The following is a 26,012-nucleotide window of genomic DNA, read 5'->3' as shown; positions in this document are numbered from 1 at the left end:
CTATTCCCTGTCCTGTACTTCCGGAATGCGGATAATTTTATGGGCGTACAGCCTTTGGTCCTTGACCTTGGCCAGGCCCACCAAAAGGCCCTCCCCGGTAAACACCTGTACCAGCTGCCCTTCGTAGGGTTTTGCATGGGGCACCGTAGTAGCCACTCCCTGGGCAATCCGCCGCCCTTGCAGGGCGTTGACCTCTACCCGGGGAAACTGAGCCAGCACGCAGTCCACATCCAGGCAGTACCGAGCCGGAGCTTCTGCAATTTCTTCCAGGGTATGGGCGTCTTCCAGGGTAAATACCCCGGCCTGCCGGCGGAGGAGGAAACTCATGGTTCCCTTCATCCCCAGCTTATCCGCCAGGTCTTCCGTCAAGGTCCGGATAAAGGTTCCCTTGGAGCAAGTCACGTCAAACACCAGGGTCCGGCCGGTGTAGGCCACCCGACGCAGCTGCCGGATGGTAATGGGCCGGGGCTCCCGTTTGATTTCGATGCCCTGCCGGGCCAGCTTGTACAGCTTGGTCCCTTTTACACTAATGGCCGAATACATGGGCGGAATCTGAAAGCCGTCCCCCAAAAAGGATTCCAGGGCCCGGTCGATTTCTTCTTCCGTTAGGCGCAGTACAGGACTTTCGGCAATGATTTTGCCTTCCGTATCCCCCGTATCCGTCTGAAACCCGAAGGTCATTTCGGCCCGATAGGTCTTTTCCTCATGGCTGGCGTATTCCAAAAACCGGGTAGCCTGGCCAGTAAATACCGGCAGCACCCCAGCCGCCGAGGGATCCAGGGTTCCCCCATGGCCAATTTTCTTCATGTTGAGGATTTTCCGCATCGCGCCCACCACATCGTGGCTGGTCATCCCCGGGGGTTTGAGTACGTTGAAAATCCCATCCATTACAATTCCTCCAGCGCCTTTTCCAGCGCTTCCACCACCTGCTTTTTGGCGTCTTCCAGGCTGGCACCCACGGTGCAGCCTGCGGCTTTAGCATGGCCGCCGCCGTTAAACAGCAGGGCTACCTTGCTGACGTCCACATGCTTGGAGCGCATGCTGACCCGTACCTGATTCTTTTCCACAGCCTTAAACATCACGGCCACCTCTACCCCATCAATGTAACGGGGATAGTAGATGAAGCTTTCCGTGGAAACGTTCTTGTTGTACAGCTCGTGGGGCACTTCCAGGGTGGCAATCCGGTTATCGGCGTAGAAGGTCATGCCGGGCAGTACCTTGCCCAACAGTTCCACGGACTCCCGGGATTTCATTTCCAAAAGGTCAGAAATCTCGTTGGGGTCCACGCCGATTTCCACCAGGTCCGCTGCTGCACGCATACAGCTGGGAGTGGTATTGGCATATTTGAAATACCCGCAGTCGGTAACAATGGCCGTATACAGGCACACTGCCGTCTTTTCCGAAATGGGTACCTGATTGGCCTGGAGCATCCGGTACATGATTTCCCCGGTGGCTGCGGCCTGGGTATCCAGGAGCAGGGTATCTGCATAATGGGTATTGGAAATATGATGGTCAATATTCAAGATAGGTGCGGAAAGGCACTGCTCTGCAGCACCCATTCTGTCCTTGGAGCTGGCATCCACCACTACCGTCAGGTCACAGGCAAGCTTTTCCTCCGCCTTCGGGTGCTGATAGTCCGTTAGGCCCGGCAGGAAATGGTACAGCCGGGGCAGCTGGTCGTCCACCAGAAGAATCACCTTTTTGCCGGCTTCCCGGAGAGCGTGACAGAGCCCCAGTGCCGACCCCAGCGTATCACCGTCAGGGCCCACATGACTGACCAATGCCAGGGTATTCGCCCCCATCATCAGCTGCCAGGCACCGCGATAATCCACTTCTTTACTCATGCTTGCCTTCTTCCTTTTTCAGGTCCCGAATCAGGGATTCAATATGGGCACTGTATTCCATGGACGTGTCCTTATGGAAGCTGATCTGGGGTGCCACCCTAAGGTCAATGCGTTTGGCAATTTCACTGCGGAAAAAGCCCACAGCACGCTGCAGGCCCGTCCAGGCCTGCTCCTGCTGTTCCTGGCTGCCGTACAGGCTCACATACACCTTGGCATAGCTTAAATCGTTGCTTACTTCCACCCCGGTGATGGTCACAAACTTCACTCGGGGATCTTTTACATCATGAATCAGCATATTGCTTAGTTCATGCTGAATCAAAGCCTGCAATTTTTCTGCACGCAGTTTGGTCATAGTTTCTCCTTATTCAGGGGCAACTTCTTCCATTACGTAAACTTCCAGCTGATCGCCTACTTTGATATCCCGGTAGTCGGCCAGAGTCAGCCCGCATTCGAAGTTGGCTGCCACTTCTTTCACATCATCTTTGAACCGGCGCAGGGAGTCCAGTTCCCCTTCGTGGATGACAATGCCATCCCGAACCAGGCGAACCTTGGAACTGCGGGTAATCTTGCCGTCCTTTACATAGGCACCGGCAATCAGAACCTTGTTGATGGGGATTACCTGACGGATTTCCACATGGCCGATAATCTTTTCTTTGAATTTCGGTGCCAGCATACCCTTGATGGCAGCTTCCACATCGTTGACGGCATCGTAGATGACGCGGTAGGTGCGGATATCCACCTTTTCGGTATCGGCGGCCTTCCGGGCGTTGGCATCCGGACGGACGTTGAAGCCGATAATCAGGGCGTTGGCAGCAGAAGCCAGCATAACGTCGGATTCGTTGATGGCACCCACGCCGGAGTGCACCACAACCACCTTCACTTCGCTGTTCTTGATGTTGCCCAGGGCGTGTTCCAAAGCCTGGATGGTGCCCTGTACGTCTGCCTTGACTACAATGTTCAGTTCCTTCAGTTCCCCTTCCTGAATCCGGTTGAAGATATCGTCCAGGGATACTTTGGCCTGCTTTTGTTCTTCCATCTTCATTTTGGCCAGACGTTTTTCTGCAACGCTTCTGGCAGTATGCTCATCAGTGGCATCCATGATATCACCGGCGGCAGGCACATCATTAAGGCCCAGTACTTCTACAGGGGTGGAAGGCAGTGCTTTCTTTACCTTTTCGCCCCGGTCGTTGACCATGGCCCGGACCTTGCCGTAGGTAGTGCCGGCCAGGATGCAGTCCCCAATATGCAGGGTGCCCCGGTCAATCAGCACAGTGGCTACAGGGCCTCTGCCCTTATCCAGTTTGGCTTCGATCACAGTACCGTGAGCCGGCAGTTTGGGGTTGGCCTTCAGTTCCAGCATATCAGCTACCAGCAGAATCATTTCCAGAATATCGGAAATACCGGTCTTCTGACGGGCAGAAACGGGAACCATAATGGTGTCGCCGCCCCAGGCTTCAGGAATCAGCCCGTGCTCGGACAGCTGCTGCATAACGAATTCCGGGTTAGCCCCTTCTTTATCGATTTTGTTGATGGCCACAATAATGGGCACCTTGGCAGCTTTGGCGTGGTTGATGGCTTCCAGGGTCTGGGGCATCACACCATCGTCGGCAGCCACTACCAGAACGGCAATATCCGTTACCTGGGCGCCTCTGGCACGCATAGCTGTAAAGGCTTCGTGGCCCGGCGTATCCAGGAAGACAATAGGACGGCCCTGGCAGATTACCCGGTAAGCACCGATGTGCTGGGTAATACCGCCGGCTTCCCGTGCCGTTACGTTGGTTTTCCGGATGGCATCCAAAAGGGAAGTCTTGCCGTGGTCAACGTGGCCCATAACCGTTACAACAGGCGGTCTGGGTACCCGCAGAGCCGGATCGTCCTCCACTTCGGGCACTTCCGTAGGATCGGCCTCAGGCGGCGGTTCCTTTACTTCGCAATTGTAGTCCAGGGCAACCAGTTCAGCCGTTTCATGGTCGATTTCCTGGTTGATGGTTACCATCTTGCCCAGCATAAACAGCTTCTTGATAATTTCGCTGGCTTCGCGGCCCAATTGGGCGGCAAATTCTTTCACGCTGATGCTTTCCCCTACTTCAATACTGGTAGGTCTTACCACTTCAGCGGCTTTCTTCGGCGCATTATTATTGTTGTTGTTTTTATGTTTATGGTTATGCATCATATGATCGGCGCTGCGCGTAGGCCGGTTTTCCCGGGTCGCGTACGAACCCTTAATCTTATCCTTTTTCTCGTGTTGATGGAAGTTGGAATTCCGTTTGCCCATTTCCTTGCCGGCATGGGCACTGTTCATTCCCACCGGAGCTGCCGGTTTAGCTGCATGATCCTTGGGACCATTGCCCGGTTTCCGGTGCTGGTTATTGCCGTTCTTGTTGTAACCGCCCTCCCGGTCGTTCTTTTGGAAGCCCCGGTTATTGCCGCCAGTATGGCCATTGCTGCCCTGACGGTCGTTAAAACGGGAACCATTGCTGGGACGGGAGCCATTATTTTGGCCCGGACGGTTATCCCGATTGCCCCCAGCCGTATGCTGGCGGGGTGCACCCGTACGATCGCTGTGGGAGCGGTCGTTATTCCGGTCATTGTTGCGGAAACCGCCCCGGTTTCCGTCACTGCGGTTTTGGGAGCCGGCAGGACGGTTGTTGTTATGGTGGTCCTGACGGTTTCCCCGGTCCACGGTGGACGCATCCCGCTTGACTTCAGCGGCGGGAGCGGCCGGTCTCGGGTTCTGGGCGGGTCTTACAGCAGCCGGTTTTACCGGAGCTGCACTCTTTTCTGCGGGTTTCGGGGCTGCCGTTTTGGCAGCGTGGTCTTTCAAATTATTAATGATCAATGAATGTACATCCTCTTCTACGGAGCTCAATTGACTTTTCACGGTAATCTTATGCTCCGATAAGAAGTTCATGACTTTTTTACTATCCGTGTTCAGTTCTTTAGCAATCTCGTATATTCTATATTTTGCCATCCGCACACCTCCATGCTGCTATAACATCAGTTTCAAAAAGTGGCTGTCCAGAATGGCCACAGCGGCCCGGGGAGACTTACCAATTGCAGCCCCCAAGGTGGCCATATCCGGCCCATTTCCATAGGGGACGTGGCTGCTTTGGCATCCAAATTCCAGTTTTTCCCTGGAACGGGGGGAGGTATCAGCGGCAATCAGCACATAACGGACCTTCCCCTTTTTCAGGCCGTCCGAGATGCCCTGATCGCCGGATACCAGTTTCCCAGCCTTCTGTGCCAATCCCAAGGCGAAGCAAATCTGCTCAGTGCTTTTCATGTGACAGCTCCACCAACAAGGTATCTTTCATTTCCGGGCTGATTTTCACCTGCAAAGCCTTTTCCAGACTTTTGCTCTGGATGGCCTTGGTAATGCAGGCAGCCTCAGGGCACACATAGGCGCCCCTGCCCGGCTTTTTCCCAGAACGGTCCAGGCTCACCGCTCCCTCCGGGGAGCGGACGATCCGGATCAGTTCTTTTTTATCTTTCACCTGTCCGCAGCCGATACAGGTCCGCTGCGGAATCTTCTTCATTTTCATGCTCATTCTCCTGCTTCTTCAGCAGCTTTCTTTTCTGCCCGCAGTTGGGCAGCTTGGGTTTCACTCTTGATATCGATTTTCCAGCCGGTCAGCTTGGCAGCCAGACGGGCGTTCTGTCCTTCCTTGCCAATGGCCAGGCTCAGCTTGTCATCCGGTACGATAACCCGGCAGATTTTTTCTGCGGGATCGGCAATGGCTTCCACCACCTTGGAAGGAGACAGGGCATTGGCCACGTATTCTTCCGGATTTTCGCTGTATTTTACAATATCAATCTTTTCGCCCCGGAGCTCGTCCACAATATTGCGTACCCGCAGGCCCTTGGGACCTACGCAGGCACCCACCGGATCCACGCTGGGATTGGTGCTGTGCACGGCAATTTTGGAACGCATCCCCGGTTCCCGGGCAACACTGTCGATGATGACAGTACCATCCTGGATTTCAGAAACCTCCAGTTCGAACAGTCTCTTCAACAGGCCGGGATGGGTCCGGGACAGAATAATCTGAGGGCCTTTGGTGGTTTTCTTGACTTCCACCACATAGCATTTCAGACGATCATGATAATCATAGGTTTCCCCAGGAATCTGTTCGTTGGGCAGCAGCAGACCTTCTGCCGTTCCCAGGTTTACGAACACGTTGTGGCCTTCAATCCGCTGGATGGTACCGGTTACAATGTCGTTTTCCCGGTCGGAATACCGTTCATAGACCATGCCCCGTTCTGCTTCCCGAATCCGCTGCACAATCACCTGCTTGGCATTTTGGGCAGCAATCCGGCCAAAATTCTTGGGAGTCACTTCTTCTTCCATAATATCGCCGGCCTGGTACTTGTGGTCAATTTTCTGAGCCGTTTCCAGGTCCAGCTCCGTTGCCGGATCCGTAACCTCATCTACGATATTTTTCCGGGCATACACATGAATCTCACCCGTTTCCTTGTTCAGGGAAACCCGTACATTTTGCGCAGAACCAAAATTTTTCTTATAGGCGCTGATCATGGCTTCCTCCACTGCACTGTAAAGGATATCGGGAGCAATCCCCTTCTCCTTTGCCAGTTCTGCAATGGCTTTTACGAAATCCGCATTCACTTCTTGACTCCTCCTTAAACTCGTTAAAAATCAATATGGGGCCGAACCGAAGCCACAAGCTTCCGTTCGATGGTCATAGGTTTGTTTTTGGCATCCGTCACCTGCAAATTGTCTGCATCGTGACCCGTCAGGACAACGGTCAGCTGCTTGGACCCGTTAAAGGGTACGTAGAAGGCCAGGTCCACCTTGGTGCCATAGTGGGCTTCCAGTTCCTTATCCTTTTTCAGGGGCCGGTCAATGCCGGGGGAAGAAACCTCCAGATAGTACTGATCCTTGATGAAGTCCTTTTCATCAAGAAGTTTGGCCAGGGCATTGCTGACCGCCGAGCAGTCATCAATGTCGATGCCGCCCTCCTTGTCGATGAAGACCCGCAGGAACCAATCCCGTTCCCGCACGTATTCTACATCCACCAGTTCCAGACCGGCTGCTTCCACAATGGGCAGCACCAGTTCGGTAACCTGCTCTGTGATCTTTTTCTTGTCCATTCGTAAGACACCTGCTTCTTTCCTAGTAAACGAAAGAGCGGGTATAAATACCCACTCTCTAAAGTCTGCCTCAGTTTTCTTAAACCATTATAACACTGGAACACGGTTTTATCAACACAAGGCGATAAGTATTTTACACTTTGGCCTAAATCGGATGGAAACTTCCGGCCCGGATCAGAACAGTTCAATCTGGTCCGTAGCCGGCATTCCTTCCAAAATCCCCAGGTCCGCCAGCACTTCCACATTGGATTTGCTGATTTTGGCCCGGTTCTTCAGGTCTTCCTGGGAGATGAACTCGCCCTTCTTGCGGGCCTCCACAATGTCTTCGGCCGCTACCCCGCCGATGCCCCCAATGGAGCCCAGGGGCGGCAAAAGGCCCTTTTCCGTAACAATAAATTTATGGGCGTCGGACCGGTACAGGTCCACATCCTCAAACACAAAGCCCCGTTCCAGCATCTCTACGCACATTTCCATATACGTGGCCGTATCCTTGTCGTTGACCTTGGCCTTGTTGCCCTGGGCGTACACGTCCTTGATGAATTTCTTCATGTATTCTTCGCCTTTATGGACCTGGGCATAGTCAAACTTGGGCGCCCGGATGGAAAAATAAGCGGCGTAGAATTCCTTGGGATGGTGCACCTTGCAGTAGGCAATCCGGTAGGCCGACAATACGTAGGCCACGGCATGGGCCTTAGGGAACAGGTACTGCACCGTCCGGCAGGACCGGATGTAGAAGTCCGGAATATTGGCCTTCTGCAAAGCTTCCGCCTGCTTGTCGGAAAAGCCGTTCTTGTGGGCCTTCCCTTTCCGGCAGGTTTCCATAATGCTGAAGGCAATGCTGGGCTCCACCCCTTTGTTGATCAGGTAGGTCATGATATCGTCACGGGTGGAAATGGTTTCGTCCGTGGGGTGACCTTCCTTAATCAGGTCCTGGGCATTTTCCAGCCACACGCCGGTACCATGGGAATACCCGGAAATACGCAATAGGTCGGAGAAGTTCTTGGGCTTTACGTCCGCAATCATCTGCCGCACAAAATGGGTGCCGCATTCCGGAACCCCCAGGGTCCCTACTTCACTGCCAATGGCCTCCGGAGTTACCCCCAGGGACTTGGTGCTCAGGTACAGTTCCATGGTCTCCGGATCGCCAATGGGAATGGACTTGCAGTAGCCGTCCTGCCCCATCAGGGTATCCAGCATCTTGATCATGGTGGGATCATCGTGACCCAGAATATCCAGCTTCACCAACCGGTCGTTGATGGAGTGGTAATCGTAGTGGGTGGTAATGGTGCCGCAGTTTTCGTCATCTGCCGGGTACTGGACGGGCGTAATATAGTGCACATCCAGGTCCCGGGGGATAACCATGATGCCGCCCGGATGCTGGCCGGTGGTCCGCTTGACCCCAGCCAGTTTGGGAATCAGCCCTTCCACAAAGGCGTTCCGTTTGGGCTCTCCCCGGCTTTCGTAATACTTTTTGATGTAGCCGTAGGCCGTCTTGTCCGCAATGGTACCCAAGGTACCAGCCCGGAATACGTTATCCCGGCCAAACAGTTCTTCCGTATATTTATGGGCCCGGGGCTGGTATTCCCCGGAGAAGTTCAGATCGATATCGGGCACCTTGTCCCCGTGGAAACCCAAGAATACGGCAAAAGGAATATTGTGTCCGTCCCGGATCATCATGGTGCCGCATTCCGGGCAGGCCTTTTCCGGCAGGTCAAAGCCGGAACCCACGGAACCGTCCTCAAAGAACTCCGTATGGAAGCAGTGGGGACAGCGGTAATGGGGCACCAGGGGATTTACTTCCGTAATGTCCAGCATGGTGGCCACAAAGGAGGAACCAACACTGCCCCGGGAGCCTACCATGTACCCATCGTCGTTGGATTTCTTTACCAGCAGATGGGCAATGTAGTACAGCACGGAGAAGCCGTTGCCGATAATGGAAGACAATTCCAGATTCAGCCGGTCCTCTACAATCTTGGGCAGGTTGGGGCCGTACAGCTCGTGGGCCTTGGCGTAGGACATGGATTCCACTTTTTCCTTGGCCCCAGGAATGGTGGGAGAATACAGTTGGTCCCGGTCGGGAACCGGCTTAAAGGTTTCCACCTGTTCACTGATCTTGTTGGAGTTGGTCACCACCACCTCGTAGGCCCGTTCCTTGCCCAGGTAGGAGAATTCTTCCAGCATTTCATCGGTGGTCCGCAGGTATAGCGGCGGCTGCTCCTCATCGGGATACCCTATGCCGGCCTGGAGGATTCTCCGGGCCAGGGCATCTTCCGGATTCAGGAAGTGGACGTCGCAGGTAGCCACCGTCAGTTTCCCCAGTTCGTCAGCCAGGGCCAGAATCTTCTTGTTGATGGCCTGCAAATCTTCCACCGTGGTAATTTCCGGGAACCGTTCGTCCCGGATCAGGTAATTATTGTTGCCCGTGGGCTGAATTTCCAGGTAATCATAGTAGGACGCAATGTCTAACAGTTCCTGATGGTCCGCCCCGGCCAGCACCGCCCGGTACACTTCCCCGGCAGCGCAGGCGGAGCCAATAATCAGCCCTTCCCGGTATTGGTCCAAAAGGCCCTTGGTCATCCGGGGCCGTTTGGGCCGGCCGCCAAAGTACTGCAAATGGGACAGGGAAACCAGCCGGTACAGGTTCCGCAGCCCCTCTGCATTTTTGGCCAGCAGGATAATATGGTAATTCTTCTTATCTTTCAGGTGATGGCACAGATAGCCTTCCAGCCCGAAAATCAGCTTCAGGTCCGACCCTGCGGCCGCATCGTAGGCAAAGGGAAAGGCCTGGACCACCCCGTGGTCCGTAATGGCCAGGGCCTTGTGCCCCCAGCGGATGGCAGTCTTTACCAGTTCTTCAATGGGGGTCAGGCCGTCCATCTTGCTCATTTTCGTATGGCAGTGGAGTTCCACCCGCTTGACTTCCGCCTTGTCTTCCCGCTTTTGCGCAGGCTCCATCATGATGTTCTTGACCCGGAGCATAACGATTTCGAAGTTCTCGTATTTGTCCGGTGCCACATCTCCCTGGATTTTCACCCGGCAGCCCACCGGCAGTTTGGCCTTCAGGTCTGCACATTCCTTCTGGTTCTTTTTCAGGTCATTTTTGCCGCCAGGATCCGCAAAGCGCATTTTGCAGGTCAGACCATCGGTCTCATCGGCCACCAAAATGCTCAGTATGATGGCATCGGTTTTCAGCTCCCGTTCATTAAAGCCCATGAGCTGGCCTTCCACCACCACGTTGTTTTCTTCCTCCAGCACCTCCGCCATGGGGCGGGCCGCCTTTTTGATTTTGCGGCCCAGCACCACCCCATCTTCCCGGCTGGAAGAGCCGCCCCCCTGGATTGCCCGGAGAGCGGCTTGGTAATCTTCACTAGCAAAAATTTCCTGGTTGGGGTCAAAAGCATTTACCTCAGGTTCAGGTTCGCAGGGAGCCTCTTCCGGCCAGCCTGCGTCCGGTTCTTCCGGCCACCAGGTGGGCGGTTCCTGGTCCTGGGCCAGATCCCGGTCCTCCTGACAGGGAGGCAGCACCGGGTTCTGGTCGCATTTCACAAAGACCACCTGGCCCACGGAACAGGCGTCCGCCACCTTATGGCCAACTTCCGCCAGTTCCTGTTCTTCCAGAGGGGTGCATTTTCCTTCGTAAGCAATCTCCCACAGGTTCCGCTGCTCGTATACTTCCACCGTGGCAGCGGAAATTCGCTGGACACAGGCCAGCTGTTCCGGAGATAGCTCCAGGGAAGAAAGGAAGCTCAAAAAAACCTTTGGATCAGGTATGATTTTATAACATTCAGATTGCATGCCAACCTCTTACTTTTCTACCATCGTGACACTCTCCACTTCAGGACGCTTTTTCAGTCCTTCCAGGAGGGCTCCGGCGTCCAGATGCTTGCCGATTTTCACCGACAGGTTCACCTGAATCACGCTTTTGGCCGGATCGTTTTTGATGCCCAAAATCCGGGTCTTCACATTCCGCTGCTGCAGGTAGTCCATGACCTCCATCATGCTTTCCGGATGCTTGTCCAGGGTTACCTGGAGTCGGCATTTCAGGGACTTCCCGGCAGGAATTACCTTTTTCTCCAGGCCCCGGATCATAATCAGGGTGACCAGGGTCAAAAGGGTCACCAGAATGCTGAGATACAGCATCCCGCAGCCCACCGCCAGACCAATGGCTGAAACAATCCACAGGCTGGCTGCCGTGGTGAGCCCCTTCACCGTCAGGCCCTCATGGAGAATAGTGCCGGCACCCAGAAACCCGATGCCGCTGACCACCTGGGAGGCAATCCGGGAAGGATCCCGGTACTGGGTATAGCCATCGGCGCCGTAAATGGAGACAATCATCAGAAGGGCCGAACCGGTAGCCACCAGAATGTGGGTACGCAGCCCTGCCGGCCGGTCCCCTGCACTCCGCTCCAGACCGATGAGCCCGCCCAAAATGGCGGCCACCAGAATCCGCAGCATCAGTCTCAGCACTTGTTCATCCCACAACATGACAATCCCTCCTAACGCCGTTTTACTGCCTAACTGCTTCTTATAAAGCCTTTGCCAAGAGAGCCTTGATGGCCTCTACGTAATTTCCTTCCAGGGAGATATCCGTCATTTCGCCCGTAGCACGCAGCTTGGCTTCCAGTGCATTTCTCTTTAAGGTCTTGGGACCTACTACAATACGCAGGGGAATCCCAATCAGGTCGGCATCCTTGAATTTTACCCCAGCCCGTTCGTCCCGGTCATCAATCAGGGTTTCAATGCCGGCAGCATTCAGGGCAGCATACACTTCTTCGGCCTTGCCGTTGGATTCCGCATCTTGGGTATTCACCGGCAGCACAATTACCTGATAAGGAGCAATGGCTTTGGGCATAATGATGCCGTCCTTGTCGTGGTGCTGTTCGATAACAGCAGCCAGGGTCCGGCCTACGCCGATACCGTAGCAACCCATGTACATGGGTTGTTCCTTGCCGTCCGCATCCAGATAGGTGGCGTGCAGGGCGGCGCTGTATTTGGTGTTCAGCTTGAAGACCTGGCCCACTTCAATGCCCCGGGCTTCCAGCAAGTGGCCGCCGCAGTGGGGGCATTTATCCCCTGCTACCGCGGTGCTGATATCCGTTACCAGGGTATACACAAAATCCCGGCTGGGTTCTGCGTTTACATAGTGGAGGTCCTTCTGGTTGGCGCCGCAGCAGATGTTGTGCATATTCATCACCGTTTGGTCGATGATGATGGTGCATTTATTGGTATCCAGGCCAATGGGGCCCATATAGCCAGGCACAGTGCCGGCTGCCCGAATCATATCATCGGGAGCCATTTCCACTTCCGGTACGCCGACCGCATTGGCCACCTTGGTTTCGTTGACAGTTTTGTCACCCCGGACAAAGCACAGGATCAGCTTGCCCTGTTCAGAGGTAAAGGCCACTGCCTTGACGCTTTTAAGAATGGGCGCCTTTAAGAATTCGCACACAGCTTCAATGGTGTTGCAGCCAGGGGTTTCCCGGGTTTCCAGGGGCAGCGCTTCTTCTGCAGGAGCTTCCAGGGCAGCACATTCTGCCTTTTCCACGTCCGCAGCATAATCGCAGGTATCGCAGTACACAATGCCGGCTTCACCACTTTCTGCCAGGCCCATAAATTCGTGGGTGGCATTGCCGCCGATGGCACCGCTGTCTGCTTCCACCGGCCGGTATTCCAGCCCGCAGCGGGTAAAGATGGCGCTGTAGGCATCGTACATTTTCTGATAAGCCACATCCAGCCCAGCCGGATCGGCATCAAAGGAATAGGCATCTTTCATGATAAATTCCCGGCTGCGCATCAGGCCAAAACGGGGTCTCTTTTCATCCCGGAATTTGCTTTGGATCTGGTACAGGTTCACCGGCAGCTGGCGGTAGGAACGCAGGTCGTCCCGCACCAGCGTAGTAATCAGTTCTTCGTGGGTAGGTCCCAGGCAGAATTGACGGCCATGACGGTCTTTGATCCGGAACATTTCTTCGCCGTAGACGGACCAGCGGCCGCTTTCTTCCCAGATTTCAGCAGGCTGCAGAATGGGCATCATAATTTCCTGGGCACCCTTTCCGTCCATTTCCTCCCGGATAATGGTTTCAATCTTTTTGATGCTTCTCCAGGCCAGGGGCAGGTAGGTATACAAACCGCCGGCAGCCTTGCGCAGATAACCGGCCCGGAGCATCAATTTGTGGCTCTCGATAACCGCCTCCGCAGGAACCTCTCTTAAAGTGGGTGCATACAATTGGGAAACGCGCATTCTATTTACTTCCTTTCTGCCAATATTTTTTGGATTTCCAGCATTAATTGGTCGACCAGTTGGTCTTCCGGAACTTTACGAATAATTTCTCCCTTGCGGAAGATCAGTCCCTCATTCTTGCCTCCGGCAATGCCCACGTCAGCTTCCCGGGCTTCTCCCGGGCCGTTGACCACGCAGCCCATAACGGCTACGGAAATGGGTTCCTTGATGTCCCGGAGTTTTGCTTCCACCTGGGAGGCCATGTTGTCCAGGCACACACTGGTCCGCCCGCAGGTGGGACAGGAAATCAGGGTGGGACCGTACTCCCGAAGGCCCAGGGACTTTAGGATTTCAAAACCGGCGTCAATTTCCGGCAGCGGGTCCCCGGTAAGGGATACCCTGATGGTATCCCCAATGCCTTCGGCCAAGAGGGTGCCAATCCCCACTGCGGACTTGATGAGCCCGGTGTGGAGGGTGCCTGCCTCAGTAATTCCCACATGCAGGGGATAATCGCACTCCTGCGCCATCAGCCGATAGGCTTCCAGGGTCAGGGGCACATCGTGGGCTTTCAGGGAAATCACAATATCCCGGAAGTCCATTTCCTCCAAAATCCGGATATGCCGCCAGGCCGCTTCCACCAACCCTTGGGCAGTAGGATGACCGTATTTGGCCAGCAGGTCCTTGGGCAGGGAGCCTGCATTCACCCCAATCCGAATGGGTACCCGGTGCTCCTTGGCGGCCTTCACCACCGCTTCTACCCGGTCCCGGCCCCCAATATTTCCCGGGTTGAGCCGCAGGGCGTCCACCCCGGAATTGATGGCCTCCAGGGCCAGTCTGTAATCAAAATGGATATCTGCCACCAGGGGAATATGGATTTTTGCCTTGATGGTCTTTAATGCCTTGGCCGCTTCCAGAGTGGGAACGGCACAGCGGATAATTTCACAGCCTGCCGCCGTCAGCTGGTAAATCTGCTTTACAGTGGCTTCTATATCTTCGGTTTTCGTGTTGGTCATGGACTGGACAGCCACCGGGTAACTGCCGCCGATAGAAACGCTGCCAATCTGCACCACACGGGCATTTCTGCGTTTTAGCACAGTACGACCTCCTTTAGTGAATCAAATCGTGGAGCGTTGCGTAAATGGTCAAAAACAGGATGCAGCCTACACCAATCATCTGAATAATACCCTTGGCCCGGGGTGCCAGCGGCTTGCCCCGCAGGCCTTCCACCACAAGGACCAGGAATTGTCCTCCGTCCAGGGCAGGAATGGGCAGCAGGTTTAAAACCGCCAGATTGATGCTGAGAAACGCCATAAAGCCCAAATAAGGAATGGCGCCCTGGGCAGCTACGTCCCCAGCCATTTGGGCTACCCCAATAGGTCCGGAAAGCTCTGCCGATACCTTGCGGGTGACCATCAGCTTGATGCCCTGCAGCATTCCCACGGTAATCCGGCTCACTGCCTTCACCGCCGTAGAAGCACTTTGTACAAGGCCCAGGTCCTTATGGTTCAGTTTGGGGGTAATACCAATCAGATACCGGTTGGTTTCGCTTTCGTATTGGGGCTTCAGGGTCAGGTTCTGTACCTTGCCGCCCCGTTCCACCACCAGCTTGCTGGGCACCGGCCCGCTGGCCTGCACCTGCTCACTGATTTCCTTCCACTGGGTAAGCTTGACGCCATTAATGGACACAATGCGGTCCCCAGGCACGACGCCGGCCTGCTCAGCAGGATACCCGGCCATGGTGGAGCCCACAATGGGCTGGTCCACGGGAATATCAATGCCGGAGAGGGCATACATGCCAAAGAAAATCACCACTGGCAGCAGAAAATTCATAAAGGGTCCTGCCAAGATGGTAATCATCCGGGCCCACAGGGGACGGCTGCCAAAGCCCCGGGGCAAGTCTTCCTCCCCAGGCTCCATACCGGCAATCCGGTTATAGCCCCCGAAAGGAATGATCCGCAGAGAATACAGGGTCTCCCCCACCTGACGCTGGTAAAGCAGCGGGCCAAAGCCCACGGAAAACTCCGTCACCAGCATGCCCGTGGCCTTGGCTGCCAAAAAGTGGCCCAGTTCATGCACGGTAATTAGTACACCAAACAGCACAATGGCTGCCAAAACTGTCAGCAAGGGATTCCCTCCCGGCCTTTCCGGGCCACCCAGGCTTCGGCGGTTTCCCGGGCTTTCCGGTCCGCTTCCACAATGGTTTCATAGGACTGAACCGACTGCTGGGGAGTCTTTTCCAGCACCTGTTCAATCAGGTCGGCGATTTCCAGGAAGGAAATCTGCCCCTTCAGGAAAGCAGCTACTGCCACCTCGTTGGCAGCGTTAAAGGCGCAGGGCAGGATGCCCCCGGCCTTCCCTGCCGAAATGGCAAGGGGCAGAGCCCGAAACACCGTCGTATCCGGCGCTTCAAAGGTCAGGTTCCCGGCCTTCACCAGGTCAAGCTGGTCAAAGGCCACGGGCCACCGGTCCGGATAACTCAGAGCATATTGGATGGGCAGCTTCATGTCCGCTGCTCCCAGTTGGGCAATCACAGCCCCGTCGCAGTATTCCACCAGAGAATGGACAATGCTTTGGGGATGGATGACCGGCACAATTTTGTCGTAAGCCGTATCAAACAGCCAATGGGCTTCAATCACTTCCAGGCCCTTGTTGGCCAGGGTGGAGGAATCAATGGTCACCTTGGTGCCCATACTCCAGGTAGGATGGTTCAGACACTGGCTGACCGTGACCTGTTCCAGTTCTTTCCGGCTTTTCCCCCGGAAGGGTCCGCCGGAAGCCGTCAGGAGAATCCGTTTGATATCCTTATGCTGGTTCCCCTGAAGGGATTGGAAAATGGCGCTGTGCTCACTGTCCACCGGGGTAAGCCCTACCCCCTGCTGCTTTACCGCAGCCATTACCAGGCTGCCAGCCGCCACCAGGGTTTCCTTGTTGGCCAGGGCAATGTTCTTGCCGGCAGCGATGGCGGCAAGGGTCGGTTTCAGCCCTGCGTAGCCCACCATGGCCCCCAGCACCGTATCGGCACCGCTGTAGGTAGCCACGGCCATGAGCCCCTCCTGACCTGAGAGGATTTCCGTTTTGCCCACGTCCAGCTTGGCCAGCTGAGCCGCCGCTTCCGGATCCGTCAGGCAGGCCAGGGCCGGCTGGAACAGGCGAATCTGTTCGGCCGTTAAAATCACGTTACTATGGGCAGCCAGAGCCACTACTTTCAGGCGCTCAGGATTGGCTGCCACTACCTCCAGGGTCTGGGTTCCAATAGAACCCGTGGACCCTAAAATTGCAATATTCTTCATAGGCGACTCCTTTTACCCTAGCAGCAGCTGGGTAATAAAATAGTAGGCCAAGGGAACGGAGAAAATCAGGCTGTCGCACCGGTCCAGCACGCCCCCGTGTCCGGGAAAGAAGTTCCCAGAATCCTTGATGCCGCAGGAGCGTTTCAAGATGGATTCCACCAGGTCTCCCAAAGGAGCGAAAATCCCGATGCCGACGCCCAGTACCAGCATGGGCAGCAGCCCATACCCCAGCCACAGGCAGCCCATGAGCAGCACCGTAGCCACGCAGCCGATAAAGCCGCACAGGGCCCCTTCCCGGGTCTTCTTGGGACTGATTTTGGGAGCCAATTTTGTCTTGCCCCAAAGCCGTCCTCCAAAATAGGCAAAGGTATCGCTGGCCCAGGTGGCAAACATCACCACCCACAAAAGGGCTTCTCCCAGGCTCATGGCGCCCCACACAGGAATGGTATGCACCGGTCCTGTAATTTCCCTCAGCAGGATAAAATGGGCAAAAGGAAGGCCCAAATAGACCAGGGACATGCAGGTAAGTCCTACCTTCTCCGGCCAATGGCCTTCCTCATAGAAATAAAGACCTTCCAGCATTACCAAAAGGGAAAACAGGGTCACCAGGGGCAGCAGCAATGCTTTAATTCCCAGGCCGGCCGCCAGTATCAGGAGAGCCGTACCCAGGCAGCCCGTCAGGGCATAGACCTTAAAGCCAGCCGCCTGGAGCATCCGGGCAAATTCCCGCCAGCCCACCAGGCCCAGCAGCAGCACCCCGGCCGCAAAAAACAAACCACCCATTTTAATCAAAAACAAAGCAATGGGAATGGCCACAATCGCAGTTCGTATTCTTTGTCCCATGTTCGCCTCTTATGCCTTGGTTAAGCCGCCAAATCGGCGGTCCCTTTTTTGAAAGCTGCCCACTGCCTCTACCAGCATCTCCTCGGAAAAATCCGGCCAATAGGCAGGAGTCGTCCAAAGTTCAGCATAGGCAATCTGCCACAGCATAAAATTGCTGACCCGCAGATCTCCCCCCGTCCGGATTAAAAGGTCCGGAGCAGGCAGGCCATGGGTGTTCAAATAGTCTTCAACCGTTTTTTCATTTATATCATCCGGCTGGAGGGTACCGTCTTTTACCAGTGCGGCAATTTCCCGCACAGCGCTGACGATTTCCCGCTGCCCGCCGTAATTGATTGCAATATTCAAGATGATGCCCGTATTGTTCTTGGTCACTTCCAGGGCATGATCCATTTTTTCCAGCACCACCGGCGGCAAGCCTTCACGGCTTCCCATAAAACGAATCCGCACGTTGTAGCGATGGAACTCCTCCAGTTCAATGGTCAGATACCGGCTGAGCAGCTCCATAATGAAGCGAACCTCCGTAACCGGCCGTTTCCAATTTTCCGTGGAAAAGGCATACACACTTAAAATCTCAATGCCCAGCTTATCGGCAAATTTTACAATTTTGCGCAGGGTCTTGGCCCCTGCCGCATGGCCGAAGGTACGGGGCTGGCCTTGGGCTTTGGCCCATCTGCCATTGCCATCCATGATGATGGCTACATGCCGGGGGATTCTTTTTCCGTCCAGCTTGGACAGGTCTACAGACCCGTAGTCGGGCAGTTCCGGCAGAGTATTCGTTTTTCCGAAGAATTTTTTCAGCATACCGTTTCCCCCTATAAAAAAATTTGCGCAGCCTGCATAACGCGGGCTGCGCAATCCGCTATCAGCTTATTCAGCAGAAATAGCGCCTACCGGGCAAGCGCCGGTGCAAGCATCGCAGTCGATGCAGCTAGCTTCATCAACTTTATACTTGCCGTTGTCTTCAGAAATTGCACCAACGGGGCAAGTTCCTGCGCAGGAACCGCAACCGATGCAATCGTCTTGGTTAATCTTGTGTGCCATCTTGAGTACACCTCCCTTCAAATTTGCAACCAACAATTAATTGTAATGTATGGTCAGACAGTATGCACTGCTTCAACACATAAGCGTGATCATCCTGCCAGACTTGCGAAGCACGGTGAAAATAGGGCTCTGCCCGCACCACCTGTACCTGCCAGCCCTGCTGCTCCAAAACCTCCAGAGCATACGGGAGAGGACGGGCCAGAAGATCCGGGACTTCCTTGGAGAGTTCCATCACACCGACATAACTTCTTTCTCTTTTTTGGCCAAAATATCATCAATTTTCTTGATGTACTTGTCCGTAAGTTTTTGGGAAGTTTCCGTTGCGTCCTTGGCGTCATCTTCGGTAATGGTTTTGGCCTTTACCTGTTTCTTGATGGCGTCATTGAAGTCGCGGCGGATGTTGCGGATTTCAACCCGGCTGGCTTCCCCTTTTTTATTGACTACCTTCACCAGATCCTTCCGGCGTTCTTCCGTCAGAATGGGCAGGTTCAGGCGAATTACAGTACCATCGTTGCTGGGGTTCAGACCCAAATCAGAGGTCATAATGGCCTTTTCAATATCTTTCAGCAGGCCTCTGTCCCAGGGTTTGATTTCAATCATTCTGGGTTCGGGCACGGAAACGTTGGCTACCTGGTTCACAGGGGTTGCCGTTCCATAATAATCCACCCTTACCTGATCCAGCAAAGAAGGAGTAGCACGGCCAGTACGAATAGCGGCCAGCTCAGTCAGCAGAGCTTGAATGGCTCTGTCCATTTTTCCTTCGGTCTCTTTTTGCAGTTCCTCAATCGTTGCCATCAAAATCCTCCTACCAGGGTTCCGATTTCTTCGCCGGCAGCTGCTTTCAGGATATTGCCTTCCTTGTCGATGTTGAACACAACGATGGGAATGTGGTTATCCATGCACAGGCTGATAGCGGTAGAATCCATGACACCCAAATTTTTCTGAATCACTTCAATGTATTCCAGATGGTCAAATTTTTTGGCATTGGGATTTTTGGCAGGATCGCTGTCATAGACACCATCCACACCCTTCTTGGCCATCAAAATGGCGTCTGCTTCGATTTCAGCAGCCCGCAGGGCAGCTGTAGTATCGGTGGAGAAATAAGGGTTCCCGGTGCCTGCCGCAAAAATGACGACCCGGTTCTTTTCCAAATGACGAACGGCTTTGCGCCGGATGTACGGTTCTGCAATGGCTCTCATTTCAATGGCCGTCTGCACCCGGGTAGCAACCCCGCGGTTTTCCAGAGCATCCTGGAGTGCCAGGGAATTGATGACCGTAGCCAGCATGCCCATATAGTCGGCCGTTGCCCGATCCATGCCTTCAGAAGCGCCGGAGAGACCTCTCCAGATGTTGCCGCCGCCGTTAACGACTGCCACATCCAATCCGCTTTCCCGTACAGCCTGAATCTGTGCTGCAATGTTGTCAACCGTAACAGGATCAATCCCGTAGCCTTTAGGGCCTGCCAGGGCTTCACCACTGAGTTTCAAAATTACGCGCTTGAACTTTCTATTTGCCGACACTGAACGTTACCTCCTACAGAACTCCGTTGTCTATTTGCTATTATATTTGAATTTGCCGCTTCATGCAAGCTTAATAAATAAGAGAACACCATTAAGTGTTCTCTTATAGGTCGTTATTTTACGAAGCTCATTACTTCAGAAGCGAAATCTTCCTGTTTCTTTTCAATGCCTTCGCCCAATTGATAACGAACGAATCTCTTGGCTTTGGCATTGTGTTCCTTCAGCAGGCCGGCAATGGATTTATCCGGATCCTTGATGAATTCCTGGTCAACCAGGCAAACTTCCTTGTAGTACTTCTGAATGCGGCCCAGAACCATTTTTTCAATGATTTTTTCAGGCTTGCCTTCGTTTTTAGCTTGTTCGGACAGAACTTCCTTTTCGTGATCCAGTTCAGCTTCAGGAACTTGGGTACGATCCAGGTAAGCAGGGTTGGCTGCAGCAATGTGCATAGCCACGTCCTTGGCAACTTCAGCGTCGCCGCCTTCCAGTTCAACCAGAACGCCGATTTTGCCGCCGCCATGGATGTAATGGCCAACGGTGTCATTGCCATATTCGTAAACGGTGAAACGACGGATGTCGATTTTTTCGCCGATTTTGGCAATGGCTTCGGTGATTACGTCGCTGACTTTCTTGTCAGTGCCCAGGAAGGTTTGGTTTGCCAGTTCAGCCACATCAGCCGGTTTGTTGGCAGCGATGTGTTTGGCCACGGACAGAACCAGGTTTTTATAGTCATCGGTGTTGGCCACGAAGTCAGTTTCGCAGTTGACTTCCAGCAGGACAGCGATTTTGTTAGCTTCGTCAACGTAAGCGTCAACAATGCCTTCAGCAGCTACGCGGCTGGCTTTCTTGGCAGCCTTGGACAGACCTTTTTCTCTCAGGTAGTCGATTGCCTTGTCCATATCACCATCGGTAGCGGTCAGGGCTTTTTTGCAGTCCATCATGCCGGCACCGGTACGTTCACGCAGTTCTTTTACTAAGCTTGCGGTAATTGCCATCAGTATTCCTCCTGTATAATGGATGTATTTATCTTAGTTTTCTTGAGCAGCTTCTTCAGCAGCGTTTTCTTCTTCAGCAGCAACGGCTTCTTCATCCACAGCGCTGGCTTTGCCTTCCAGAACGGCATCAGCCATTTTGCTGGTCAGCAGGCGTACGGCACGGATAGCGTCGTCGTTGGCAGGCATCAGGTAGTCAACTTCATCCGGATCGCAGTTGGTGTCAACGGTAGCTACGATAGGAATGTGCAGTTTACGGGCTTCCAGAATAGCGTTATGTTCTTTGCGGGGATCGATAACGAACAGAGCGCTGGGGAGCTTCTTCATGTTCTTGATACCGCCCAGGTATTTTTCCAATTTTTCCATTTCATGGCGCAGAACGATAACTTCTTTCTTCGGCAGAACGTCGAAGGTGCCTTCTTCTTCCATTTTTTCCAGATCATGCAGCCGTTTGATACGGGTTTGGATGGTCTTGAAGTTGGTCAGCATGCCGCCCAGCCATCTTTCGTTTACATAGAATTGGCCAGCACGTTCAGCTTCTTCTTTGATAGCGCCTTGGGCTTGTTTCTTGGTACCTACGAACAGAACGGTACCGCCATTGGCAGCCAGTTCACGCAGGAAGTTGTAGCATTCTTCTACCTTCTTAACGGTCTTTTGCAGGTCGATGATGTAGATGCCGTTTCTTTCGGTGAAGATGTAGGGAGCCATCTTAGGGTTCCAACGTCTGGTCTGATGACCAAAATGCACACCTGCTTCTAAAAGTTGTTTCATGGATACAATTGCCATTTTTCTTTCCTCCTGTTTTTCCTCCGCAGCTCATTTTTCGCTTAACCCCTTCCGAGGACAGCCGCGTTCTGACGCTGCGTGTGTGTTTAATGGGGCTGTGAATTCACAACCGCTCTAGATTATACCATAAGTGTTCCAAAAGTTGCAAGAGTGTTTTCGGCCTTCATTAGGCCTGCACTGCCTGCAAAATTTCCTGCTTCAGGGTTTCCGCCTTGTCCAGCCAGTCCTCGCCGGCTTCGCCCCCGCCCTGGGCAGATTGGGCCTTGCCCCCGCCCCGGCCTCCAAACAGCTGGTTGGCCATTTGGCAATAAGCCTTGCAGTCCCCGGAGCCACCCGGGCTCACGGCAAACTGGTACATCACCCGGGCGCCGTCCTTTACCAAAATGCAGCACAGGACATTTTCCAGGGAGGACAACTTCTTCAGGGCATTCTTCCCGTCGGCACTGGAGCCTTCCAGGGTCATAAACAGCAGCCTGGTGCCAGCCCCAAATACCGGTGCCTTTGCAAGCAGGGCCGGCAGCTGCAGCTCCAGCAGCTCCTGGTTTTTGCTGCGCAGGGCCCCCTTCAGGTCAACAATTTCCTGATGCAGCTTTTGCACCGCCGGCAGCACTTCCTCCGTCTTCACCGACAGAAAATTGCTGGTTTCTTCCAGAATGCAATTTCTCTGGTGCATAGCCGCAAGTGCCCGCTTGCCGCAGAGGAATTCGATCCGGGAGCCCCCCTTATGCTTGGCAAAGCGGATAATCTTGATAACGCCTACCATTCCCGTATAGGGCGGATGGGTGCCGCAGCAGGTGCAGATATCCCCGTTTTTGATGTCCACCAGCCGGATGGTGCCCCGGAGCTTTTCGTTCTTTTTCCGCAGGGGGTATTGATCCAGTTCCGTATGCTGCAAATAATGGACCGTTATAGGATCATTTTCCCAAATGCCCTGGTTGGCAAAAAGTTCCGCCTTGGCGGCCTTTTCCTCGTCAATTTCCTGGTCCAGGTCGATGAAAACACTTTCTTCGTTCATATGGAAGCCCACATTGTTGGCCCCGCAGGTTTTCCAAAAAGCATAGGACAGCATATGCTCGCCGCAATGCTGCTGCATCCGGTCAAGCCGCAGGTCCCAGTTGAGAACCACATGGACCTTCTGTCCAGCTTCCAGCGGGCTGTGGGTATAATGCCGCACTTCCCCAGCTGCATCAGAGGCGTAGTAAACCGGAACACCCTTAATCGTGCCCTGATCGGACAGCTGACCGCCGCCTTCGGGGAAAATCACCGTTTTGTCCAGGACCACTTCGTAATGGTCGTCCTTGGGTTCACAGGAGATGACCACCGCATCACATGCTTTTAACAGGGAATCCGTTTCATACAGTTTCTCGGTCATAGAACCTCACCTCTAATTTTTCTCCTGTCTCCAGAGTTACTGGCAGGCCCAGCTCCTCCTGAAAATACCGGAGATTGGACCGGTGCTGGCCCCTGACCATGGATTCCAGCCCTTTGGGACAGGTAATAACCATATTATAGTTTCCTGGGGGCAGAGATGCAATCTGCCGGAGAATTTTCAGACGAATGGAGTAGGACTTCACCAGTTCCCCAAAGGCCGGGTGGAAGGGCCCTGCCAGAATATGCCCGGGAGCGCACAGTTCCCTGTCCGGCTGAAGGCCCAAGCGGATTACCTGAATGCCGGCCCCAGTAAAGGCGTCGTAAAGCAGGGTGCTCTCCTCCACTGCGTCCTCCAGACTCTGGGGCTGATAGCTGCCCTGCCGGTACGCCGCAGCCAGAGGCGTGCCCTGGATTACCAGCACCGGATAAATCCGTACCAGTTCCGGGTGAATCGCCAGCACCTGGTCCCGGGTCTGGAGCAGACTTTCCCGGTCCTGCCCCGGCAGCCCCGTCATCAGCTGAAGCCCCAGGGTAAAGCCCGCTGCCTGGATAAGCCGGGAGGCTTCCCATACGTCCCTGGCGCTGTGCCCCCGTTCCGTTAGGGCCAGCACCCGGTCGTCCAGGGACTGGGCCCCCAATTCCACCACTGTGACCCCATGGGTTTTTAGCAAAGCCAGTTCCTGGTTATCAATAGCGTCCGGCCGGGTGGAAAGCCTGAGGCTGCCAAAAAGACCCTGGGCCCGATATGTTTCGGCCAGCTCCAAAAGGGCCTGCTGCAGCTTCAGGTCAAGGGCCGTAAAGGAACCCCCGTAAAAGGCCAGCTGGTTTTCCAGGCTGGGCCGCACCCAGGTACTGAGCTCCGCCAGCTGCCGTTGGGCCCCCCCCAGGCCGCTTTCCGTTTCCCCGCTGATGGTCCTCTGGTTGCAAAACACACATTGGTGGGGACAGCCCAGGTGGGGAATGAATACGGGCAGTATCATGTTAACGCCTTCTTCCTAAAAGAAAAGGTGCTCCAACCGAAATTGGAACACCTTCAGCCTATTTTTTTAATGCTTCGTGGGCAGCCCGCTGCTCGGCTTCCTTTTTGGTCCGGCCGCGGCCCCGTCCCCGCTCTACCTGGTTCACCAGCACCCGCATGACAAACGTGCGGTTATGGCTGGGACCATCGGCGGAAACCTGTTCGTACACAATATCCACCGGTCCATGTTCCTGAACCACTTCCTGGAACCGGGTCTTGTAGTCCCGGTCAATTCCGTTGGCCGTCAGTTCGGGAATCCGCTGGATCAGCAGACGGTTTAACAGCTCTGTGGCCTGGGCAAAACCCTGGTCCAGATAATAGGCACCCAGTACTGATTCAAAGGCGTCTGCCAGAATGGAAGGATTTTCCTCCCCATCCAGGTTCAGTTCCCCTTTGCCCAGCAGCAGGTGCTTACCCAGCTGCATTTCCGTAGCCAGCTGTGCCAGAGTTTCCTCACAGACCAGAAAGGCCCGGAATTTGGAAAGCTCCCCTTCATCCAGCTGGGGATAGTGGCGGTACAGATGGGTGCTGACCACCAGACTGAGAACGGAATCCCCCAGGAATTCCAGACGCTGGTTATGCTCTGGCCGGGGTTTTACCTTGGCCTCATACGCATAGGAGGTATGGGTCAAAGCCGTATTGAGTAAGCCCAGGTCCTGCATGGTCATACCCAAACCCTGACAGAACTCCTCAAGCTCCTTACGCCGTTTTTCTTCCATCACAGGAACCCTTAGTCCTGGTATTTGCGGAAGCAGATGCAGGCATTGTGACCGCCAAAACCAAAGTTGTTGGACAGTACCACATTGACTTCTGCTTTACGGGCCGTATTGGGCACGTAGTCCAGATCCAGGCCTTCTTCCGTATCCACATCTTCATAGTTGATGGTGGGAGGAAGAATGCCGTTTTCAATGGTCAGTACAGAAGCCACAGCTTCCACACCGCCGGCAGCACCCAGCAGGTGACCGGTCATGGATTTGTTGGAGCTCATGGGAACGTCTTTGGCCCGGTCGCCGAAGATTTTCTTGCAGCACAGGGTTTCGTTCAGGTCGTTCCGATGGGTGGAAGTACCGTGGGCGTTGACGTAGTCCACATCATCCGGAGTGAGGCCCGCATCTTTGATGGCAGCCAGCATGCATTCAGCAGGCATTTCGCCGCTGGGATCCGGAGCGGTAATATGGTAAGCATCGCAGTTGTAGCCATAGCCCACCAGTTCGGCGTAGATATGGGCACCGCGCTTCTTGGCATGTTCCAGTTCTTCCAGAACAATAATGCCGGCGCCTTCACCCATAACGAAACCGTCTCTCTTCTTGTCGAAGGGGCAGGAGGCTTTTTCCGGATGTTCATTGTTCCGGGACAGCGCTTTCATATTGTCGAAACCAGCCACGGCAATGGGAGAAATAGCAGCTTCCGTACCGCCGGCCAGCATAATGTCGGCATCGCCGTATTGGATAATGCGCAGGGCATCACCAATGCAGTTGGAACCCGTAGCACAGGCCGTTACAATGGCCGTGTTGGGGCCCTTGACACCCAGGTCAATGGCAATCTGGGCAGCCGGCATATTGGGGATTTCCATAGGAATAAAGAACGGGCTGATCTTGCTGGGGCCCTTGGTTACATATTTGTTGGCTGCATCCAGGAAAGTATGGATACCGCCAATACCCGTGCCAACGCAGACACCTACCCGGACAGCGTCTTCCTTGCTCAGGTCCAGGTCAGCATCCTTTACAGCCATTTTGCCGCAGGCAACAGCGAACTGGGTAACCCGGTCCATTCTCTTGCCTTCCTTGCGGTCGCCGTATTCGGAGAAATCAAAGCCCTTAACTTCCCCGGCAATTTTGCAGGAAAAGTCAGTGGTATCAAATTGCGTGATCAGGCCGATCCCGGATTTGCCTGCAATCAGGTTATTCCAGAATTCATCCTTACCAATACCAATGGGAGTAATGGCGCTAACACCGGTCACAACCACTCTACGTTTCAAAAG

General features: G+C 54.3%; 26 protein-coding genes. All 26 read right to left on the bottom strand.

Translation table 11 applies throughout. The features are described from left to right. The gene (truB, locus tag LKE88_RS01115; RefSeq protein ID WP_105325701.1) at window positions 1-888 is read right to left on the bottom strand and encodes a tRNA pseudouridine(55) synthase TruB; all 888 of its coding nucleotides are present in this window, start codon (window positions 886-888) and stop codon (window positions 1-3) included. Continuing rightward, window positions 888-1,844, bottom strand: a complete 957-nt coding sequence (locus LKE88_RS01110; protein ID WP_105325702.1) for a DHH family phosphoesterase — start codon at window positions 1,842-1,844, stop codon at window positions 888-890. Before LKE88_RS01110 ends, truB begins: the two co-directional genes overlap by 1 nt. After that, window positions 1,837-2,196, bottom strand: a complete 360-nt coding sequence (gene rbfA, locus LKE88_RS01105) for a 30S ribosome-binding factor RbfA (RefSeq protein ID WP_105325703.1) — start codon at window positions 2,194-2,196, stop codon at window positions 1,837-1,839. Before rbfA ends, LKE88_RS01110 begins: the two co-directional genes overlap by 8 nt. Window positions 2,197-2,205: 9 nt before the next feature. After that, the gene (gene infB / locus LKE88_RS01100; protein ID WP_105325704.1) at window positions 2,206-4,815 is read right to left on the bottom strand and encodes a translation initiation factor IF-2; all 2,610 of its coding nucleotides are present in this window, start codon (window positions 4,813-4,815) and stop codon (window positions 2,206-2,208) included. Window positions 4,816-4,833: 18 nt separating this feature from the next. Continuing rightward, window positions 4,834-5,127 carry a L7Ae/L30e/S12e/Gadd45 family ribosomal protein gene (locus LKE88_RS01095; RefSeq protein ID WP_105325705.1) on the bottom strand — a complete coding sequence of 98 codons (294 nt, stop codon included), beginning with the start codon at window positions 5,125-5,127 and terminating at the stop codon, window positions 4,834-4,836. Beyond that, window positions 5,114-5,386: an RNase P modulator RnpM gene (gene rnpM / locus LKE88_RS01090; RefSeq protein ID WP_105325706.1), complete on the bottom strand. Its 273-nt coding sequence runs from the start codon at window positions 5,384-5,386 to the stop codon at window positions 5,114-5,116. Before rnpM ends, LKE88_RS01095 begins: the two co-directional genes overlap by 14 nt. A gap of 2 nt (window positions 5,387-5,388) precedes the next feature. Next, on the bottom strand, window positions 5,389-6,465 hold the full coding sequence (gene nusA / locus LKE88_RS01085) for a transcription termination factor NusA (RefSeq protein ID WP_105325707.1): 1,077 nt from the start codon (window positions 6,463-6,465) through the stop codon (window positions 5,389-5,391). 23 nt (window positions 6,466-6,488) lie between these two features. Further along, window positions 6,489-6,950: a ribosome maturation factor RimP gene (gene rimP, locus LKE88_RS01080; protein WP_105325708.1), complete on the bottom strand. Its 462-nt coding sequence runs from the start codon at window positions 6,948-6,950 to the stop codon at window positions 6,489-6,491. 174 nt (window positions 6,951-7,124) lie between these two features. Then, on the bottom strand, window positions 7,125-10,745 hold the full coding sequence (locus LKE88_RS01075; protein WP_105325709.1) for a PolC-type DNA polymerase III: 3,621 nt from the start codon (window positions 10,743-10,745) through the stop codon (window positions 7,125-7,127). Between the two features lie 9 nt (window positions 10,746-10,754). After that, window positions 10,755-11,435 carry an MgtC/SapB family protein gene (locus LKE88_RS01070; RefSeq protein ID WP_231086261.1) on the bottom strand — a complete coding sequence of 227 codons (681 nt, stop codon included), beginning with the start codon at window positions 11,433-11,435 and terminating at the stop codon, window positions 10,755-10,757. 40 nt (window positions 11,436-11,475) lie between these two features. Beyond that, the gene (locus LKE88_RS01065) at window positions 11,476-13,191 is read right to left on the bottom strand and encodes a proline--tRNA ligase (RefSeq protein ID WP_105325710.1); all 1,716 of its coding nucleotides are present in this window, start codon (window positions 13,189-13,191) and stop codon (window positions 11,476-11,478) included. Between the two features lie 5 nt (window positions 13,192-13,196). Further along, complete coding sequence (ispG, locus tag LKE88_RS01060; RefSeq protein WP_105325711.1) at window positions 13,197-14,264, bottom strand: flavodoxin-dependent (E)-4-hydroxy-3-methylbut-2-enyl-diphosphate synthase; 1,068 nt, start codon at window positions 14,262-14,264, stop codon at window positions 13,197-13,199. Window positions 14,265-14,277: 13 nt separating this feature from the next. Continuing rightward, a complete protein-coding gene (gene rseP / locus LKE88_RS01055) occupies window positions 14,278-15,294 on the bottom strand; it encodes an RIP metalloprotease RseP (RefSeq protein ID WP_105325712.1) in 1,017 nt (338 codons plus the stop codon). Next, a complete protein-coding gene (locus tag LKE88_RS01050; protein WP_105325713.1) occupies window positions 15,288-16,460 on the bottom strand; it encodes a 1-deoxy-D-xylulose-5-phosphate reductoisomerase in 1,173 nt (390 codons plus the stop codon). Before LKE88_RS01050 ends, rseP begins: the two co-directional genes overlap by 7 nt. A 12-nt stretch (window positions 16,461-16,472) precedes the next feature. Then, a complete protein-coding gene (locus LKE88_RS01045) occupies window positions 16,473-17,303 on the bottom strand; it encodes a phosphatidate cytidylyltransferase (RefSeq protein ID WP_105325714.1) in 831 nt (276 codons plus the stop codon). A gap of 9 nt (window positions 17,304-17,312) precedes the next feature. Continuing rightward, window positions 17,313-18,104, bottom strand: a complete 792-nt coding sequence (gene uppS, locus LKE88_RS01040; RefSeq protein ID WP_105325715.1) for an undecaprenyl pyrophosphate synthase — start codon at window positions 18,102-18,104, stop codon at window positions 17,313-17,315. 66 nt (window positions 18,105-18,170) lie between these two features. Continuing rightward, a complete protein-coding gene (gene fdxA / locus LKE88_RS01035) occupies window positions 18,171-18,344 on the bottom strand; it encodes a 4Fe-4S ferredoxin (protein WP_105325716.1) in 174 nt (57 codons plus the stop codon). Continuing rightward, window positions 18,328-18,576, bottom strand: coding sequence for a hypothetical protein (locus tag LKE88_RS01030; protein WP_105325717.1), 249 nt, complete (start codon window positions 18,574-18,576; stop codon window positions 18,328-18,330). The genes fdxA and LKE88_RS01030 overlap by 17 nt, the downstream gene beginning before the upstream one ends. Then, window positions 18,576-19,139 (bottom strand): ribosome recycling factor, encoded by a 564-nt coding sequence (frr, locus tag LKE88_RS01025; protein WP_105325718.1) that lies wholly within the window; start codon window positions 19,137-19,139, stop codon window positions 18,576-18,578. The genes LKE88_RS01030 and frr overlap by 1 nt, the downstream gene beginning before the upstream one ends. Continuing rightward, window positions 19,139-19,864 (bottom strand): UMP kinase, encoded by a 726-nt coding sequence (gene pyrH, locus LKE88_RS01020; RefSeq protein ID WP_105325719.1) that lies wholly within the window; start codon window positions 19,862-19,864, stop codon window positions 19,139-19,141. The genes frr and pyrH overlap by 1 nt, the downstream gene beginning before the upstream one ends. Window positions 19,865-19,977: 113 nt before the next feature. Next, entirely contained in the window at window positions 19,978-20,859 is an 882-nt protein-coding gene (gene tsf, locus LKE88_RS01015) for a translation elongation factor Ts (protein ID WP_105325720.1), read from the bottom strand. Window positions 20,860-20,892: 33 nt separating this feature from the next. Then, on the bottom strand, window positions 20,893-21,642 hold the full coding sequence (rpsB, locus tag LKE88_RS01010; RefSeq protein WP_105325721.1) for a 30S ribosomal protein S2: 750 nt from the start codon (window positions 21,640-21,642) through the stop codon (window positions 20,893-20,895). 166 nt (window positions 21,643-21,808) lie between these two features. After that, window positions 21,809-23,014, bottom strand: coding sequence for an alanyl-tRNA editing protein (locus LKE88_RS01005; protein ID WP_105325722.1), 1,206 nt, complete (start codon window positions 23,012-23,014; stop codon window positions 21,809-21,811). After that, complete coding sequence (locus tag LKE88_RS01000) at window positions 22,995-23,993, bottom strand: elongator complex protein 3 (protein WP_105325723.1); 999 nt, start codon at window positions 23,991-23,993, stop codon at window positions 22,995-22,997. Before LKE88_RS01000 ends, LKE88_RS01005 begins: the two co-directional genes overlap by 20 nt. A gap of 58 nt (window positions 23,994-24,051) precedes the next feature. Next, window positions 24,052-24,750, bottom strand: a complete 699-nt coding sequence (gene rnc, locus LKE88_RS00995; RefSeq protein ID WP_105325724.1) for a ribonuclease III — start codon at window positions 24,748-24,750, stop codon at window positions 24,052-24,054. 11 nt (window positions 24,751-24,761) lie between these two features. Further along, window positions 24,762-26,009, bottom strand: a complete 1,248-nt coding sequence (fabF, locus tag LKE88_RS00990; RefSeq protein ID WP_105325725.1) for a beta-ketoacyl-ACP synthase II — start codon at window positions 26,007-26,009, stop codon at window positions 24,762-24,764. Between the last annotated feature and the right edge of the window lie 3 nt (window positions 26,010-26,012).

Source organism: Acidaminococcus hominis, assembly GCF_022484025.1.
Lineage (GTDB): Bacteria > Bacillota > Negativicutes > Acidaminococcales > Acidaminococcaceae > Acidaminococcus > Acidaminococcus hominis.
The sequence above is the reverse complement of the archived record's forward strand: the minus strand, read 5'-3'. Positions and strand labels throughout refer to the sequence as shown.

What these genes read in the sequence shown, in the direction of transcription:
- truB (WP_105325701.1), bottom strand. Translation starts at nt 888, where the DNA reads ATGGATGGGATTTTCAACGTACTCAAACCCCCGGGGATGACCAGCCAC.
- LKE88_RS01110 (WP_105325702.1), bottom strand. Translation starts at nt 1,844, where the DNA reads ATGAGTAAAGAAGTGGATTATCGCGGTGCCTGGCAGCTGATGATGGGG.
- rbfA (WP_105325703.1), bottom strand. Translation starts at nt 2,196, where the DNA reads ATGACCAAACTGCGTGCAGAAAAATTGCAGGCTTTGATTCAGCATGAA.
- infB (WP_105325704.1), bottom strand. Translation starts at nt 4,815, where the DNA reads ATGGCAAAATATAGAATATACGAGATTGCTAAAGAACTGAACACGGAT.
- LKE88_RS01095 (WP_105325705.1), bottom strand. Translation starts at nt 5,127, where the DNA reads ATGAAAAGCACTGAGCAGATTTGCTTCGCCTTGGGATTGGCACAGAAG.
- rnpM (WP_105325706.1), bottom strand. Translation starts at nt 5,386, where the DNA reads ATGAAAATGAAGAAGATTCCGCAGCGGACCTGTATCGGCTGCGGACAG.
- rimP (WP_105325708.1), bottom strand. Translation starts at nt 6,950, where the DNA reads ATGGACAAGAAAAAGATCACAGAGCAGGTTACCGAACTGGTGCTGCCC.
- LKE88_RS01075 (WP_105325709.1), bottom strand. Translation starts at nt 10,745, where the DNA reads ATGCAATCTGAATGTTATAAAATCATACCTGATCCAAAGGTTTTTTTG.
- LKE88_RS01070 (WP_231086261.1), bottom strand. Translation starts at nt 11,435, where the DNA reads ATGTTGTGGGATGAACAAGTGCTGAGACTGATGCTGCGGATTCTGGTG.
- LKE88_RS01065 (WP_105325710.1), bottom strand. Translation starts at nt 13,191, where the DNA reads ATGCGCGTTTCCCAATTGTATGCACCCACTTTAAGAGAGGTTCCTGCG.
- LKE88_RS01050 (WP_105325713.1), bottom strand. Translation starts at nt 16,460, where the DNA reads ATGAAGAATATTGCAATTTTAGGGTCCACGGGTTCTATTGGAACCCAG.
- LKE88_RS01045 (WP_105325714.1), bottom strand. Translation starts at nt 17,303, where the DNA reads ATGGGACAAAGAATACGAACTGCGATTGTGGCCATTCCCATTGCTTTG.
- uppS (WP_105325715.1), bottom strand. Translation starts at nt 18,104, where the DNA reads ATGCTGAAAAAATTCTTCGGAAAAACGAATACTCTGCCGGAACTGCCC.
- fdxA (WP_105325716.1), bottom strand. Translation starts at nt 18,344, where the DNA reads ATGGCACACAAGATTAACCAAGACGATTGCATCGGTTGCGGTTCCTGC.
- LKE88_RS01030 (WP_105325717.1), bottom strand. Translation starts at nt 18,576, where the DNA reads ATGGAACTCTCCAAGGAAGTCCCGGATCTTCTGGCCCGTCCTCTCCCG.
- frr (WP_105325718.1), bottom strand. Translation starts at nt 19,139, where the DNA reads ATGGCAACGATTGAGGAACTGCAAAAAGAGACCGAAGGAAAAATGGAC.
- tsf (WP_105325720.1), bottom strand. Translation starts at nt 20,859, where the DNA reads ATGGCAATTACCGCAAGCTTAGTAAAAGAACTGCGTGAACGTACCGGT.
- rpsB (WP_105325721.1), bottom strand. Translation starts at nt 21,642, where the DNA reads ATGGCAATTGTATCCATGAAACAACTTTTAGAAGCAGGTGTGCATTTT.
- LKE88_RS01005 (WP_105325722.1), bottom strand. Translation starts at nt 23,014, where the DNA reads ATGACCGAGAAACTGTATGAAACGGATTCCCTGTTAAAAGCATGTGAT.
- LKE88_RS01000 (WP_105325723.1), bottom strand. Translation starts at nt 23,993, where the DNA reads ATGATACTGCCCGTATTCATTCCCCACCTGGGCTGTCCCCACCAATGT.
- rnc (WP_105325724.1), bottom strand. Translation starts at nt 24,750, where the DNA reads ATGGAAGAAAAACGGCGTAAGGAGCTTGAGGAGTTCTGTCAGGGTTTG.